General features: G+C 57.3%; 10 protein-coding genes. All 10 read right to left on the bottom strand.

Translation table 11 applies throughout. The features are described 5' to 3' along the window. Positions 1 to 282 precede the first annotated feature (282 nt). Entirely contained in the window at positions 283 to 2,436 is a 2,154-nt protein-coding gene (locus tag AC3WMT_RS12660; protein WP_103303849.1) for a YecA family protein, read from the bottom strand. A 729-nt stretch (positions 2,437 to 3,165) separates the two neighbouring features. Continuing rightward, positions 3,166 to 3,570 (bottom strand): phosphate ABC transporter substrate-binding protein, encoded by a 405-nt coding sequence (locus AC3WMT_RS12655; RefSeq protein ID WP_103303847.1) that lies wholly within the window; start codon positions 3,568 to 3,570, stop codon positions 3,166 to 3,168. Positions 3,571 to 3,581: 11 nt separating this feature from the next. Next, on the bottom strand, positions 3,582 to 4,745 hold the full coding sequence (locus AC3WMT_RS12650) for a hypothetical protein (RefSeq protein WP_103303846.1): 1,164 nt from the start codon (positions 4,743 to 4,745) through the stop codon (positions 3,582 to 3,584). A gap of 15 nt (positions 4,746 to 4,760) precedes the next feature. Next, the gene (locus tag AC3WMT_RS12645; protein WP_103303845.1) at positions 4,761 to 6,380 is read right to left on the bottom strand and encodes a methyl-accepting chemotaxis protein; all 1,620 of its coding nucleotides are present in this window, start codon (positions 6,378 to 6,380) and stop codon (positions 4,761 to 4,763) included. A gap of 89 nt (positions 6,381 to 6,469) precedes the next feature. Further along, the gene (locus AC3WMT_RS12640; RefSeq protein ID WP_218276675.1) at positions 6,470 to 7,747 is read right to left on the bottom strand and encodes a PucR family transcriptional regulator; all 1,278 of its coding nucleotides are present in this window, start codon (positions 7,745 to 7,747) and stop codon (positions 6,470 to 6,472) included. A gap of 37 nt (positions 7,748 to 7,784) precedes the next feature. Next, a complete protein-coding gene (locus AC3WMT_RS12635) occupies positions 7,785 to 8,738 on the bottom strand; it encodes a WD40/YVTN/BNR-like repeat-containing protein (protein WP_103303844.1) in 954 nt (317 codons plus the stop codon). Between the two features lie 10 nt (positions 8,739 to 8,748). Then, positions 8,749 to 11,163, bottom strand: a complete 2,415-nt coding sequence (locus AC3WMT_RS12630; protein WP_103303843.1) for an efflux RND transporter permease subunit — start codon at positions 11,161 to 11,163, stop codon at positions 8,749 to 8,751. An 8-nt stretch (positions 11,164 to 11,171) separates the two neighbouring features. Beyond that, the gene (locus AC3WMT_RS12625; protein ID WP_371919308.1) at positions 11,172 to 12,818 is read right to left on the bottom strand and encodes a DUF1302 domain-containing protein; all 1,647 of its coding nucleotides are present in this window, start codon (positions 12,816 to 12,818) and stop codon (positions 11,172 to 11,174) included. A 25-nt stretch (positions 12,819 to 12,843) separates the two neighbouring features. After that, on the bottom strand, positions 12,844 to 14,265 hold the full coding sequence (locus tag AC3WMT_RS12620) for a DUF1329 domain-containing protein (protein ID WP_103303842.1): 1,422 nt from the start codon (positions 14,263 to 14,265) through the stop codon (positions 12,844 to 12,846). 491 nt (positions 14,266 to 14,756) lie between these two features. Further along, a complete protein-coding gene (locus AC3WMT_RS12615; protein WP_103303841.1) occupies positions 14,757 to 15,419 on the bottom strand; it encodes a hypothetical protein in 663 nt (220 codons plus the stop codon). Positions 15,420 to 15,441 lie beyond the last annotated feature (22 nt).

Genomic DNA, 15,441 nt, shown 5'->3' with positions numbered 1-15,441 from the left:
GTTGGCGGTGCTGACCTTGGCGAATGCTTGGACTATCGCAACGATCAGGAGCCATGGGCTGGCTCACCAATAACTCGAAAGTGTTTTTACACACTCTGGGCCAATAGCAGCCGTTTAGAGCAACCCCTGATCCGAGAGCTCTGTGCAGCTATCAACTGATTCAGCATCGATACAGGAGTTTGTCATGATGATCACTCTGATCTGCGCGCCGAGATGCTCACGGCAGTACTTTTCGTACTAAACCTAGGTTGTCCTTCCGATACCGCCAGGCTTTCATCGCTATTAGGAACAGCAGCACCTTTTGTACTTTTTCCCGCTGCCGCAGGGACAGGGCTCGTTACGTCCGCATTTCTTAGGACGGATATTTCTTTCGAATGTTTTGAGTGCCGCGTTCACTGATGTGGGAGCCTTCATACCCTTCGTTAGATCATCCATCTCTCTCGATTGCGCCCACGCAAAATCTAACGTCACACCAAATTGGATATCAGCATCCGGGCTCAGCGACACACCAAACCATGTGCGGGCATGAAGTGAGTATTTCCGCTTCTGGCAATGTAGTTGCAACGCGTCAATTGCGTCTCGGCTAGGCGAAGGGTTGCAATGGAAGCATATCCCGGTGCTGCCTGAACTCACGCCGATGATAAAGTCATGACGCTTGCCATCTAACTTCGCTTGGTGGGTAATGGCTACAAGGCCTCGATGAACGTTCTGGCAGGAGTCCTCATCCATGGACAATAGGGTGAACCCCAGCTCAAGGATTGCGGGGTCTGCTCTTCGCTCAATTTGGGTAATAAGGTTCTCGTAAAGCGTACCCGCCATCTTTGTCAAAATTCCAGACGGGGTTCTCTGACCGGGAAACCCCTCTCTTCGGACAGTCATCGCAGTGTCCAATTCGGCTGCGATTGAGTCCTCAATCATTACGATGTTGAACTCGGGGTCAAGCCACAAATTGCGCTGTAAATGGTATGCCAGTGCGGTCAATTCATGATTGACAGATAATTTACCTGTCGCTGCCGCGTGTAGACGAACGTAGCTCAGAAATCGAAGTGGCGTGTCCAGCATTTCGGCGAGGACGTCGAGAAGAAAAACGTCCATTACAAACGGCGGCTGAATCACGTCTGTCGTTTGATGCTTAAGGTATTGGCTCGCCTGGAATGCCAAAGCGGGATAGTGGTCCGAAACCAAGCAGAATGGAGAAATTTCTTTTATTGACTCAGGCAGATTGACTTCTCGGCCCTGATCATCAATTAGGCGACAGTTGCCAGTGAGCATTGCATTAGCGCACTCCAACCCCTGGTCATAAGCCTTTTGGATGGCCGCAGAAAAATCACTTTTCAGTTGGCCATCGTTTCCTTTGCGAGCTGCCAGAGTCAGCTTTTTCGCCTTAGCTTGAACGATGATAATCCGGTCGCCAAAGACGACCAGAACATCAGCCTCTCCGACGATGTCCTTCCCTTGGTAGATATTAACGTTCGTATGGACGCACGCCTGACCGAAGACGGCAGCCAGCCTCCGAGAGGAGAACTTCTCTGCAAAGGCGCCGCGGTTGTCCATCGCAGTTTGCTTGTAAGCTTTATCGTTCCACATCCAGAAAAAAGGCGACTCATACAGCGCTTCGTAGATGGCGTAATGCTGAAAGAGCAACACGGATCCTCGGCCGGTGGGCAGCAATGGGGTGGCCGCCACAGCGTTGAAGTCTCCAAGCTCGTTAAACTGAGAATTACCGGTCGTAAGCGTCAATGCCATGAACACCGCCTGCACGACCTCCATGTTCTGGCTGCTTCGTTGGGCGATCTCTTCTGGTGTGAATTCAAAGTGGTATAACACCGAAGGTGGAAGCTGCCCGCCTTGCCGAATTTTGGCAAAGGTGGCCGTAGCCCTCTCATCCATCAGCGAACACATAGTGCGCGCTACCCGCTGCGCTTGTGCACTGGTGAACCCCATATTTTCCTGAAGCCAAGTATCGTCTGGGCTATGTTTTTCTAGGAAAAAATCACGGTATTGGAAGGAGTACGCAGACTCGGTACCGTAGAAAATGGGTTCCCGCATTACCGAGCCGCTCCAGAAATCGCTCGGCCCCCTTCCGTCACGAGACTTTTCGATCATCGATTCGAACATCGGGCGGTTCAGCGCATCATGCAGCTCCCTCATCAGTTCGTCAGTACGCGATATGTAAGCCTGCATTGTCTCTGCCGTTGGGAGCGTGAGATCAAGTGGTTGTCGCATCATCAAACCCAGTAGCGTAGTAACCTCAGTCCTTATGAGACGCTCATAATTAAACATGTGGCTCAGGTCAGATGCCTTGTACTCGCCTGCGTAAGCTACGAGGTTGTCTCGATGGCATATCTGTGCAATGGCGTGGATATAACCTGATTGTGCCGTTAGAACAGCAAGATCCGCGAATACGTCAGCCTCAGGACGACCAGTAAAATTCATTCGTTCTTTCTCCCGGGGGTACAGTACCTGTATGAGCTGACGCTATACGTTTGCAATCATCAAGCTTGCACTGAGCGCCGACCTAACAAATGACATCATCTTAGATGGCCTCTGCTGCGACGGTCACATTGACCTACACGTTACGCGGTCCATGGCAGTGCTTTTTGAACAATACTTAGCTCACCGCAGACTTACCCAAAACCGAAAGTCAGAAGATTACTGATTGGCCGTACGAAATCGCCTACGCGCATTCAGGCGGCACTGACGGTAGCCATTCGCGAATGGCTGCAAATGGCCAGGAGCTGCTTCTGGCCAGAAGCAGGCGCAACCGGAATGCCCGCGATGCGCCACTTCGAAGCCTGGATATCAAGCATTTTTTACTCTCGCTCCATGCTCCGCGCATCGACGGTGATGGCCTCCAAGACACCGTTTAACTCGATGCCTAATTCAGGCTTAACGAGCCGGATATAGGCCGTTATCGCATCGTTGCGCAGCAACCGAGATATGAACATTACCGGATATGAGTTAGTGCACTGAAGAACTGCGGCCGTTAATCGACACGCGCTGATGATAGATGCCGTGACGCTGAGTCCCCCCTTAATCTTCTTAGCGCTCATCCATTCGTGAAGTAACTACTTAGTCGCTCCATCTGCATCGCAGGAGGCCCCTCACCTACGGCGAGGGGCTCGTAAGTCGACCATGCTATTTTCACCACAGCTGACCCACTGCTTACGGCAGCGTGAACAGAACTTTCACTTGGTCGCTGACCGCGGCCTTGTCGACATAGCCGATTGCATCAGCTTCGGCTCCCACTTTTGCGACCACAGCTGCATCATCGGCGACGCTTGCCAGCGGTTGGCCCTTTCCGGTGAACACCAGCCCCGACCAGTAGGACTTGAGCTGGGATTCGTTCTTGCTGGTTACGGCGCCGTAGAACTTGTCCTTGATGGGGTTCCAGTCTTTCTGGTCCACGCCTTTGAGGGACTTGTCCTTACCGAGGAAGATGTTTGCCACGTCCGATTGCGACGGGGTCGCCGTGGCAGCGGCGTTGACGATCACGGCCACTTCGGCCTGGACAGCACTGACGGCCGACAGCAGGACGCAGGCACTGAGAGTGCGAGTAAACAACTTCATGGATGCTCTCCTCAGAATACAAAGTCGACGCCGACGCTGATGATATCGCCGTCGTAGTTACGCGATGGACTACCGCCCAGGCCACCGGATTGCGCGTACACGGCGTGGTCGTAGCTTTCCTGCGCCTTCTCCACGAAAACGCCGCTGTAGCCATTTCCGCTAGTGTCTACGCGCTTGTATTCGCTTTTCAGGATCACGGTCGGCGTGATGGTGTAGTTCAGGCCATAGGTCCAAGAGGTCTGGCGACCTTGGTCTTTGTCCAGCTGGGCGTAGGTGACGTGGGCCAGAAAGTCGCCGAAGCGGCGGCCGCCCATCAGGTAGAACGCCTCGGTGCTGCCTTCACCGTCGCGCTCGATAATGAGGCTGGTCCATTCGTTGGAGGTGATCCAGGTACCGTCGTCGTACTGGTAGCCCACGGACGTGAACTTGCCCTTCTGGTCATCTAGCTGGTTGAGCAGGATGGAGGCCGAGGTGCCGAACGGGAATGTATTCACGCGCGCGGAAATATCGGTGTTGATATCGGCCTCGGTGTAGCCGATGCGCACGGTACCGAAGTCGTTGCTGGCGAGGCTGACGTTGGCGGCAAAGATCTTCTTGTAGTCGATGTCGTAGAGGTCATCGGCGGCGAAGATATTGCGGTTCACGGCCTGGCCGGCAGCGACCTGGAAGCTCACCGAACCGAACGATAGCGGCAGGGTGTAGAGGGCGTCGGCGCCTTCGTAGTTGCTCACCTGCACCTGGCTGTAGACCTCATCCGGCAGACGCAGCCACGGGTAGGTGAAGCCCACGTCGAGGGTTTCGGAATACATGTAAACGGGGCTGCGCAGGCGGCCGGCACGCAGGGTCAGGCCGTCGGTGGCTTGCCACGACAGGTAGGCCCATTCCAGGTTGGCTTTCCAGTTGTCCTGCTCCGGTTTGGCAGTGGCTTGCACGGTGACACCGAGGGTGTCGGTGAGGCCGTACTGGAACTGGCCGCCGAGCTTGGACAGCTGGTCGCCGCGCCAGGAATCGTTGGTCTGGCCGTTCACGCCGTAGCTGCGGCCATCGTCTTCACCACCCAGATGGGTGATGCCAGCAGTGCCGAAACCATTGAAACGGTATTCGCCTCCATCAAGGGCGAAAGCCGAAGTGCTCGCAAGGCAAGCTGCGAGGGTGATTACTCGAAGTTGGGTCATCCTGGTGCTCTCTGGTTAAACGCGGAATTGGGCTGTAGCGGCGCGCAAATGGTCCCCGGTGCTGACCAGTTGCTCGCCGAGGCGTGCGGTCGCATCGGCCCCGTGTGTGGTTGCTTGCGTATCCCTCTGCAACACTTCTGTGTCTTTCTGAATCGAGTTGGACAGGCCGATCTGCTCTTGGGTGAACTGAGCGATACCGGCGTTCAACTCGTCGATCTGGCGAACGGCCTGGGCAATGGCTTCCAGGGTCTGGGTGGCGGCGACCGAGCGCTCAATGCTGGCCTGGGCTTTTTCCCCGTTCAGAGTCATGGCATTCAGCACGCCGTTGGCACTGCTCTGCAGGCGCTGAATGATGCTTTGGATTTCGGCGGTGGAGGCGGCGGTCTTCTGGGCCAGGTTGCGCACCTCATCGGCGACCACGGCAAAACCACGGCCTTGTTCACCGGCCCGCGCAGCCTCGATGGCGGCGTTCAGCGCCAGCAGGTTGGTCTGCTCGGCAATGCTGCGGATCACGGTCAGTACCGAGCCCACCTGTTGAGTTTCTTCTTCCAACTGCTCCATGGCCTGCACCGAGCCCATCACGCTACTGCCAAGGTCGCTAATGCCGGACGACAGGCTGCTGATGTTCTGTCGCGCAGTTTCTGCCTGTCTGGAGGCGGCGCCAGCTTCCTGCGAGGCCTGCTGCGAACGGGTTGCCACTTCCTGGATGCTGCCAGTCATGGTGGAAATATCGCGGCTGATGGAATCGGTATGGCCTTGCTGCGAACGGGCGTTTTCTTCCGCGCCCTGGGTCAGGCGATACAGTTCCTTGGACATATCGGCCAGCGGGCTGGCGGCATCGACGATCTGGCGGATGGTGCCTTGCAGCTTGTCGAGGAAGCTGTTGAACAGCTTGATCATCACGCCGATCTCATCGCTGGTTTCGACGTTGACGCGGCGGGTGAGGTCGCCGTCGCCATTGGCGATGGCTTTGAGCGAGTCGATCACGCCGTGGACATTGCTCATCACACTACGGATCACCATCACCGAGCCGATGCTCACCAGCAGAATCAACAGCACGCTCAGGCCGTAGCCGACGCGGGTTGTGGTGGCATTGTCGGTGCGGGTTTGCGCAAGGCTCTTCTGGAAGTCTTCATAGGCATGGCTGCGGAAAGCTTCACCGGCTTTCTGTGCCTGTTGCAGGTCGGTGGCCATGCGATTGAGGTTGGGGCGCAGCTCATCGAACGCGGTGCCCTTGAGCAGTTGTTCAGAGGTGGAGAAGGCGTTGTCGGCGTAGCCTTTGATCGCTGCGTTCCAGGCGTTCAGTTCTTCACTGCGCTTGCGGTTGCCGCTGGTGAGCGACTTGAGCTCCTGCTGCTGGGTACCGACCTCCTCGACCACCTTACGGGCTTCGTTGAGGGTTTCCATTTCGCCAGCAGCCACCGCGCTATTGAGCAAGCCGGGGAGGCGCGAGAACTGGAAGATCACTGCATCGGCCTTTTCCAAGGTGGGATAGCTAGTCTGTTCCAGCTCCACCAGGCGCAAGTCGTTGTTGCTCAGATGTACCGAGGTGTAAATGACAAACAGCAGTAACCCGAGCAAAGCCACGGCAGGCGGTAGCGACAACTTCAACGTCAGTGACATTTTTTTAAACATGAAGAGCAACTCTCGACGAGAAGGTTTGCAAAGTTAGGGGGTGCGGATCGCCGCAGGAGGTCAACGCTGGCAATCATGAAAACGCCGTCTCATGCGCCTGCCCTCCTCCGGCTCAGTTTTTCATCGTCAATTAACGGTGTGTCCCAAATCAGCAATTCAAGCGCTGCGGCGATTTGAATGCGGTGATCGGCAAGCGGTACGGGTAGCAGCTGCTGAGCACGCTCCAGTCGCCGCAGCAACGTATTGCGATGCGTACCCAAGGCTTCTGCGGTCTGAGTGATATGGCAGCCATTGGCGAGGAAGGCGTGCAACGAGCGCTGGAAAATGCTGGGCTCCGTGGTCAACCGCCCTAACGTGTTCACTACAAATTGCCTGGCAGCACGAGCGTCCTGAGTCATCAGGGACACCATCCGTACCTGATCAATCGTGGCGACGGCGGGTGCACCGGCCAAGCGCCCCATCAATTGCTGAGTGGTCAAAGCCTCCAGATGTGATTGGCGAAAACCATTGACCCCTGCGCCCTGAGAGCCGATTGCCGTTCGCATGTTTGGGAATTGCCGAGCGACGCTCTGCAACCTGTACAGATCCAGGGGTTTAGCCGCATGGGTCCAGACCCACAGGGTGGCTGGACCGGCGAACACGATCAGCGGGGCAGCTGTGCCAGTGAGATGGGCCAGCGCGCGCGCCAGCGCTTCCAGGTGCTGGGTTTCGGTATCCGCCACCTCGCTCCAGACAAGCCAGGCGCGGTGCTTTTGAAAAAGGCTGTAGCCCAGTCGCTTGCCGAACTGTTCGGTGTCCACGTCTCGACCATCGAGTAAGCGCGTAACCAGACTCCGTTTGTCGACCGCGTCTTCATGGGGGTGAAGGCTCTTTTCCTTCAGGAGAATCTGGCTCACTACCCGCATGTTGCTATCGATAAATTCCGAGATCGACCGTAACGAGACCTTCAGGAATTCCTCAAGCAACACAGGGTCGTGCGTCAGGCTGAACGCCATCTGCATCCAGGACTCCCAGGCTGCATTCTGCGTTGACCGTGCAATATTCATCAGCAGCTCAGGCAATCCCCTGCGGGCCAGCTCTCTGGCCGTGTCCACCAGATCAGCGGAGACGTAAGGTTCCACTGGCTCCCCTGGCCGCTGCAGATTGGCGTTCGCCCAGTGCAGCAGTTCTGCGCGATTGACACGTCGGCAGGCCGCCAGGACCACAGGATCATCAAGCAACTTCGCATCTTCCGGTGACGCAAACAGGGCCTGATCTAGACGCTCGATCCACGCCTGCGGCAGTGTCTGAGCGATCTCGGCACCTTTGCGCATAAGCTCGCGAACGGCTTCCGATGGCCGCAGCCAGTGGGACGGTGTGTGATTCATGGAACCTCGGTCACTCAACTAAACAGCGCATATACCGTTACGGTACGACTCCACGACGTGAAAACATCACAGGCGCGCCCTCGACGGTGAGCAGCGCTGCTGTCAGTGACAGACCATCAGCTGAGTGCTTTTCCTGGAAACTGCGGCCATCGTCACTGCTCTGCACCATCAAGCCATCCAGCCCGGCGACCAGTACGCGAGGGCCCGATACCGCTATCGAGGTGATGGAGCCTTGGCTTTGTATAGGCAGCCTGCGGAAGCTCTTGCTGCCTATCGAGCCATGTAACAGTGCGCCACGCTGACCGCCCAACAGCAGACTGCCATCGGCCAATACAGCGCCGGACCAAAGCGTTCCTTCATAGCCCGTGTCCAGATAACGCCAGCTTTTGCCATGGTCGTCTGAGTGCAACACCTGCCCATGTTCGGCAGTGGCATAAAGTGCGCCGCGGCCATCGGCAAAAAGGCTCATCAGGTTGAGGTCGGCCCTCTTCGCACCGGGCGGTGCTTGCAGGGACTGCTCAGTCCAGGTGCGGCCTCCATCTTCGGTAATCAGCACCAACGACCAGAGCCCTACGGCGACACCCTGACGGGCGTCGAAGAAGTGCACCGCAAACAGAGGGCGGTCCTCCTCGCTGGACAAGCGCTGGACCGCCCAGGACTCGCCACCATCAGCGGTGGACAAGACAGCCCCCCACTGACCAACCGCCCAGCCGTGTTGTGCATCAGCAAACGACACGCCCGTCAGCGACGTGGAAATAGGGACCGAGCTAGCTTGACGAAAGCTCTTGCCATGATCGTCCGACAGCAGCACGACACCATGGTCGCCGACCGCCACCACACGATCACCGGCCCACACTGCATCCAGCATGGTGGCCTGCGTAGCATTGGCCACCTGCACAGCTGGGAGGGGTTGCAAAGGCTCGGCCTGGAGGCCTGCAAGCGGCAGCGCCGCAGCAAACAAGGCCGCCGTAAATGAAACACTGAAATGCATGTTTTTTTCCTCAGTGCAGCAATGCGCCGATCATTTTCACGGGACGTTTGCGCGGGAACACCCGCTCCAGCCACACGGCAAAAGCCGGCAGCACTGTCATGGCCATGACCATGTTGACGATGAACATGAAGGCGAGCAGCTTGCCCATGTCGGCCTGGAATTTGAGATCGGAAAACGCCCAGGTCGCGACCCCGACTGCCAAGGTGATCGCCGTGAAAATTGTCGCCACGCCCACCTCGAGCAGCGCGTACTCCACGGCTTTGGTGATCGTCTGGCCGTGGGCCTGGTGCAGTTGCAGACGGTTATAAATGTAAAAGGCGTAGTCGACGCCAATGCCCACCGACAGCACCATCACCGGCAAGGTGGCGATAGTCAGGCCGATCTGCAGTTCATTCATGAACCAGTAGCCAATGAACGTCCCGATGGTCAGCGGCAGGCAGCACACCAGCACGGCGCGAAGGTCGCGGTAGACCGCGAACACCAGCAACGCTATCGCGGCATAGACGTACAGCAGCATGGGTGTTTCGCTTTTTTCGACTTCCTCATTGATGGCCGCCAGAACACCGGCATTGCCCGAGGCGAGGCGAATTGACAGGCCCGCCAGCGGGTACTCGCTGCGGAACGCCTTGACGGCCTCCACCACCCGATTGATCGTCGTCGCTTTATGGTCGGCCAGATAAAGATGTACGGCGGTCATGCTGCAGTCGATACGCATCAGACCCGGCGTACGCGCTACTTCTGTGGCCAGCGCGGCATAGTTCATCGGGTCGATGGGCACTGCGGCCATCTTGGGATTGCCTTCGTTGTAACCCTCGTTGAACTGCCGCATGGTGGTGGAGAAGGAGTCTACCGACAGCACACCGGGCACGCCCTGCATGGCCCACACGAAACGATCCTGGTACTGCCCCACCGCGACATCCTCACACGCCACCGGCACGCCTTCCCCAGAAGCGCCTGGGCTGACTTCGAAAATCACGCTGAGCCAGTCCAGGCCGATGTCGTAGTTGCTAGCGATGGAGACTGCATCTCGGTTGAAGCGCGAGTCTTCGCGCAACTCCGGAGCCCCCGCCTGCAGCGAGCCGATAACGCGCTCATGGCTTTGCCAGAACGACACTAAAAAGACGATCAAGGCCACGCTCAGCACCCACTTCGCCTTGGGCCATTCAGCGAGCCGAGACAGACCACGAACCCATCGAGTGCGGCGCTGGCGGGAGTTCTCCTGCGCCGCCGCGTACCGGTCATCGACCCGCAGCAATGAAGCCAGCAACGGCAACATCACAAGGTTGGTGATGATCTTGAAAGCCACACCAAGCGATGCCGTGATGGCTACTTCCCGCACCATTGGGATAGGAATCAGCAGCAGCGTCACGAAGGAAACCAATGCAGTCACCAGGGCCAGAGTTCCTGGAATCAGCAAGCCTGTGAAACTTGAGCGGGCCGCCTCCTCCGCACTCTTGCCGAGCGCAATTTCACGAACGATGTAGTTGATTTGCTGCACGCCATGAGAAACCCCAATGGCGAATACCAGAAAGGGCACTAGGACCGCGAGCGGGTCGAGACCGTAACCCAGCAAGCGCAGGCTGCCGAACTGCCAGACGAGCGAGGCCAGCGAGCAGACCAGCGCCAACAGCGTGAAGCGCAACGAATGGCAGTACCAATAGACCGCGCCCGCCGTCAGCAGCAGCGCCAGCAAACAGAACTCCAGAACGGCTGAAGCCCCATCGGCAATGTCGCCGGTCTGCTTGGCGAAGCCAATGATCTGGACTTCGAATTCGCCATCTTCGAACTGCTGGCGGATCTCTTTCTCCAGCCGATGGTTGAACGCGACATAGTCCAGATGCGCCCCGTCGGCTTCGTACTCATTGAGCTCCGCCGTGATCATCGCGCTACTCTGATCGCGGGAAACCAGGGTGCCAATGAAGCCGCCACGCGCGGTCGAGTTGGAAATCGTCGCGATGATCTCGTCATTCAGGTGCTCAGGAGAAACCGTTCCCGGCACCAAGGGATCAGCGCGAAAACCCTCTTCTGTGATCTCGTTGACGAACGCATTGGGCGTCCACAACGAGCGCACGCTGCTTCGCGAGATTCCGGGGAGGAAGGTGACTGCCTGGGTTACGTCATAGAGCCGCTTCAGCCCAGGGACACTCCAGACAGCACCATTGCGGGCCTTGACCACAATGGTCAGGCGGTTTGCGCCCAACAGGTCTTTGCGATAGGCCTCGAAGGTATCGATGTACTCATGGCCGATCGGCAGTTGCTTTTCGAAGCCGGCATCCATGCGCAGCTGTACAGCGAACCACGCCATGACCAACGTGAAGATGGCCAGGCTTGTGAGCACGAGACGGCGATGCCCGAACAAGGCACGCTCGACACGTGGCAACACGCCACGTGCCTGAATTTCACTCAGTTTTACAGAACCGTTCACAGCGGGCCTCACAACGTACGGGAGATCGCGATACCGACATAATCACGGTCACGATAGAGCTGGTCGTAAGGCGTATCGCCGCCCATGAACTTGGTGTAGTTGAGCGATACCTGCCAACTGGCTGGGTTGCGCACGAAGTTCAGGTACAGGTTCATGTTGCTCGCGTCTTCCGTGAACGTGGCCGCGAGGTTAGGCGTGCGCCCACCCAGCGAGCGCGAGTAGAAGACGCCCGGCGTTACCTGCCAGCCTGGCAACAACGTGCCGTCATAGGTCACGCTGAAGTCCAGATTGATCCCTGACGACGTTTTGTCGCCATGGGCCTTCGGCGCTGTCGCAGGATCCAGCTGCCAGGTATTGAGCCCCGCTGCCAGTGGCTCGCCATTGACCTCGTCATGCAGCCCTGGGTATTTGATGACCACGAGTTCGGTCAGTAAGGTGCCCGTGCTCGCCCCGGTCAGGTCGAGCAGCATGGGTGAATTGGAAGGCGTAAAGCTGTACAGGCCGGTCAGGTGCCACTGGAATTTCTTCTCGTCCTTCCAGCACTTGCCGTCATTGCTCGAACACAGGTCGATGACGGGGTTGAGCATGACCGAGTCTTTCGGCCGGTACGACAGCTCGGTGCCGACCGCCCAATCGCCAACCGGCATGTTGGCGCTGATGCCATACATCATCCGATCTTCCTGGTACTCCCAGGTCGGTGCAGCCGCAAAGGTATTCGGGTCGAGGATAGTCACACGTAGCGATGGCAGCTTGTCGTGATAGCGCATCACGTAAAGCCCATAGTTGATATCGCTTTCTTCCGGCTGCCAACGCAGCGAAAGGCCCCACTGGCCACTGTTGCGGGCGTGACTTTCGGAGAACCCGTAATCACCTCTACCTTCGCCGAGCGCGTTGTTAGTGGACCAATAGCTGCCCACCGGCGGTAGCTCGCTCTTGTTCCAGCGGAACTGATAGTAAGCCTCGATATTGACGCCCGAACCCAGGCCAGACGCGACACTGAGCATAGGTGCCGGCAGCACGGCCTCCTTGAGCTGCACACCGGGACGGGCCAAGGCCTGGTAATCGTAGGCGTTGGTATTGTTGATACCCCCGGCCACGAACAGGCTTTCGCCCCAGTTGATTACCTGGTTGCCCAGGCGGGCCCGGACCCGCTGCCCGCCCAGGTCAACGCTTTTGCTTACCCATAGGTCCAGCAGGCGTGCCTTGAAAGCGAGGTCGTCATGAGCGTCATCGCTCAGACCGTCGCTGCCGACGGTTTCTGGCGTGTTGAACGACAACGTGCCAGTGGTATCGGTGGCGGCGAAGTCGCGGATCCAGGTGCCGCGCGCCATAAACGTGAAGTCTTCTGGCAGCTTCAGCAGCAGCTCATGAGTACCCTTGAGGTAGTTGGTGAAGAGGTCGCCACGGTCGTAATTCAGGTCACCTTGATCAGCCACGCCGGAGCTCTGCGCCAGGCAGCCGGAGGGCACGTTGTGCCCGGTCGGCTCCTGGTTGATCAGGTTGCAGCCACGCGACTCTGTGCGCAGGCCCATGCCTGCAGCAATCGTGGAGTCGAAGGAGCCATTGAGGGTTTCGGTTTCAAACGTAAATCCCATTGCCATTGGGGTTACGCACACGATGGCAAGGCCTGAGGCTTTCATAATTATTTTTTTCATGCTGGCTCTCGATCTGACGTCCGTCTTAGCGCTCGCTGATAGCGCGCAGGTTGTCGGAGGTGAAGAAATCGCGTTTCAGGCGAGGGTTACCACTGTCTTCGGTGAGCCAGCGGATATCGTTCTTACCCGCGCCGATTGAGGTCAAATCGAAGAGATAGCGGTCGTCGACCAGGTTGTACTGGACCATCGCCTGTACATCGCACGCGCCCGTCTCGAAGACAGGGATCGAGAACCCTTCGCGAACCTTCCAGATCTGCCCTTGCTTGTCGTAGTCCACAGCCAGCAGGGGGTTCCAGCTGTCTTCGTCGATATAGAACAGGCGCTTGGGCGCCTGGTGGCGCATACCCTGGCGCACATTGGCCTCGACTACCCACACCCGGTGCAATTCGTAGCGGCGCGATTGCGGCGCAATCGAATCGTTGCCCGCGAATGCCTCTACCTTGGCGGCGGTGTCGTAGGCGCCAAAGGCGTTGTACGGCACCAGCAATTCCTGCTTGCCGATCAGCTTCCAATCGAAGCGGTCCATGGAGCCGAAGAAGACGTTCGCTTCATCGACGGTGTATTGGTTGTCCAGTCCGATCTGCGGAGCGTCGTAGGAATACGAGGGCATGCGCCGCACTCGGCGTTGACCGGGGAAGTAATAGAACGTGGTGGCTTGCTCGCCGGCCACCGCCGTCTGCACCCCAGCCTGACCGGCCAGCGCTGCTGGTTCCTGGTAGGTAGAGAACGTGGCGTTTTCTAAACGGCCGACGGAGGAAAAAAGTGCACTGCCTTTCTTTCCCCACGGCGTGAAAAAGAAGGTGTCCGTCCTTTGGCGCAACCATTCCCCACCCTTGCGCGGCGAAATGCCCGAGATGCTTTTGGGGATTTCGACAGCGATGCCGCGGTAGCGCATTTTCATGTTCCACATCACTTCCGCGCCTGTGGTGGGCAGTGGGAACGGGATACCTGGAACATGGGCCTCTTCGAGGGCGAGCCCCGTGACATCGAGCTTGGCGAAGCCAACGTTCTGCCGAGTGTTCTCCGCGACGAAATCCGGCACGCCACAGGTTCGGCGGGTCGGGTAGACGTCCATGCGGTAGCCCGGGATCTTCTTGAACAGTTCGAGCTGGGCAGGGGACAGTTGACCCGCATGCTGCGCCACACTGCTGGAGTCGATGCTGTAGAGAGGTTTGTCACCCTTGAACTTCCAATGCTCTCCCCGCACCTGGCCGTAGCTCCACCCCTCCCCTTGCGGCGCTGGAGCTGACCAGGCCGGAATATCCCCGCTTGAATTTGCGGCGATCTCAGCGCCCAGCGGCGTCAGTGTCGAACCCAACGCCTCGGCCCCCTGGGGCGCGGCCTGTACAGAGCAAATCGCGGTCGACGCCGCGAGGGTAGCCAGCAGCTGCCTGAACATACGGCGTGCGGATACGTCACCCTTCACCCGTGCAGTTACTTCTTTCATTGAAGGCTCCTAAAACAAAGGGCTTGGACGGGCTGCCCGACCTTGCGGACGGAAATGGGCCTGTCACTTCTTGGTCAACCGACATGATCAAATGACCATGTCGGTTGACCAAGACGCAATTCATATGCCAAAAACCGGTATAGGGTTAATAACCAAGACAAATCAGGTGGTTAGGCTTAGTGTTTGTTTTATATGTACCAAACCACCGCACCATAATGGGAAGTAAAGGAACATGTGTTACCCCAAAACACCCATGTAGGCGCACTAACCGCGTTACTTATCAGTGGCCATTTAGAGAAAATTACTGCATCAGGACTTATTCGCTTATTACCGGACCAAACGTGCTTTCATATGCACATGCGGAAGAAAACAAGAATAAAAAAACCGCCCCTAGGGGCGGCAAAAAGCAGGCCTTCGGCCCGGCATGGAGTAACTTTAAACCAAGAACTACGCGGATCAGCAGTAGGACAAAAGGCTACTGATGGTGCGGTTCAGCGATAATTAAGAACGGCTTGAGTAGACACTTTCCTGGAACGCTGAAGTGCACCATAGGCATAAAAAGACTGAGCAATCGAGTATGACCAGGTTAAAAAAGCGCAGGTCATGAAAACCATCTTGGTGTCGTCGCCCGGAATCGGGAACAAGTCATACCGCAGCGCGATCGTCAGCCCGGCCACACCGCCCAGCGTGGTGGCCAGGGCGTGTAGAGGCTCCCTAACCCGGACCAGCAGCCAGACAAAATAGATCAGATACAGGGTGTACGCAGACCACATCAGTACATAAAAGTAAGGCAGCCACTCTTTGAATGCATTGGACGAATAGTAAATAGCTGCAGCGGCAAAACCACCTAAGAACAGAAAGATGTCTGTCGCCAGGGAGGGCTTGTAATTGTGCGTCACTGCCATTAAACCAAGTGTTGTGATAATCGGTATTCCGACTCCTCGCGAAAATGCGTCGAGAAACATGGCAACTTCATAATTCGCCAGCCAGCCCGTGGCGATATAGATCGTGAAATTGGTCGCAGATATTCCGACGATTAGAAACTCCCCGCCAATAAGGTGGTTTTTTCGCCTGACGAATGCCACCCCATAGCCCAGGCCGCAGATTACCAGCAGCACACTGGAGGCAAAAATATATACTTCGATTAATTCCACGACGAAACCTCAGTCAATAGGA

Source organism: Pseudomonas sp. FW305-7 (assembly GCF_058786735.1).
Note: the sequence above shows the minus strand (reverse complement) of the source record. Positions and strands in the feature narration are given on the sequence as shown.

Coding starts and splice junctions, on each gene's coding strand:
- AC3WMT_RS12660 (WP_103303849.1), bottom strand. CDS start 2,436: ATGAATTTTACTGGTCGTCCTGAGGCTGACGTATTCGCGGATCTTGCT.
- AC3WMT_RS12655 (WP_103303847.1), bottom strand. CDS start 3,570: ATGAAGTTGTTTACTCGCACTCTCAGTGCCTGCGTCCTGCTGTCGGCC.
- AC3WMT_RS12650 (WP_103303846.1), bottom strand. CDS start 4,745: ATGACCCAACTTCGAGTAATCACCCTCGCAGCTTGCCTTGCGAGCACT.
- AC3WMT_RS12645 (WP_103303845.1), bottom strand. CDS start 6,380: ATGTTTAAAAAAATGTCACTGACGTTGAAGTTGTCGCTACCGCCTGCC.
- AC3WMT_RS12640 (WP_218276675.1), bottom strand. CDS start 7,747: ATGAATCACACACCGTCCCACTGGCTGCGGCCATCGGAAGCCGTTCGC.
- AC3WMT_RS12635 (WP_103303844.1), bottom strand. CDS start 8,738: ATGCATTTCAGTGTTTCATTTACGGCGGCCTTGTTTGCTGCGGCGCTG.
- AC3WMT_RS12625 (WP_371919308.1), bottom strand. CDS start 12,818: ATGAAAAAAATAATTATGAAAGCCTCAGGCCTTGCCATCGTGTGCGTA.
- AC3WMT_RS12620 (WP_103303842.1), bottom strand. CDS start 14,265: ATGAAAGAAGTAACTGCACGGGTGAAGGGTGACGTATCCGCACGCCGT.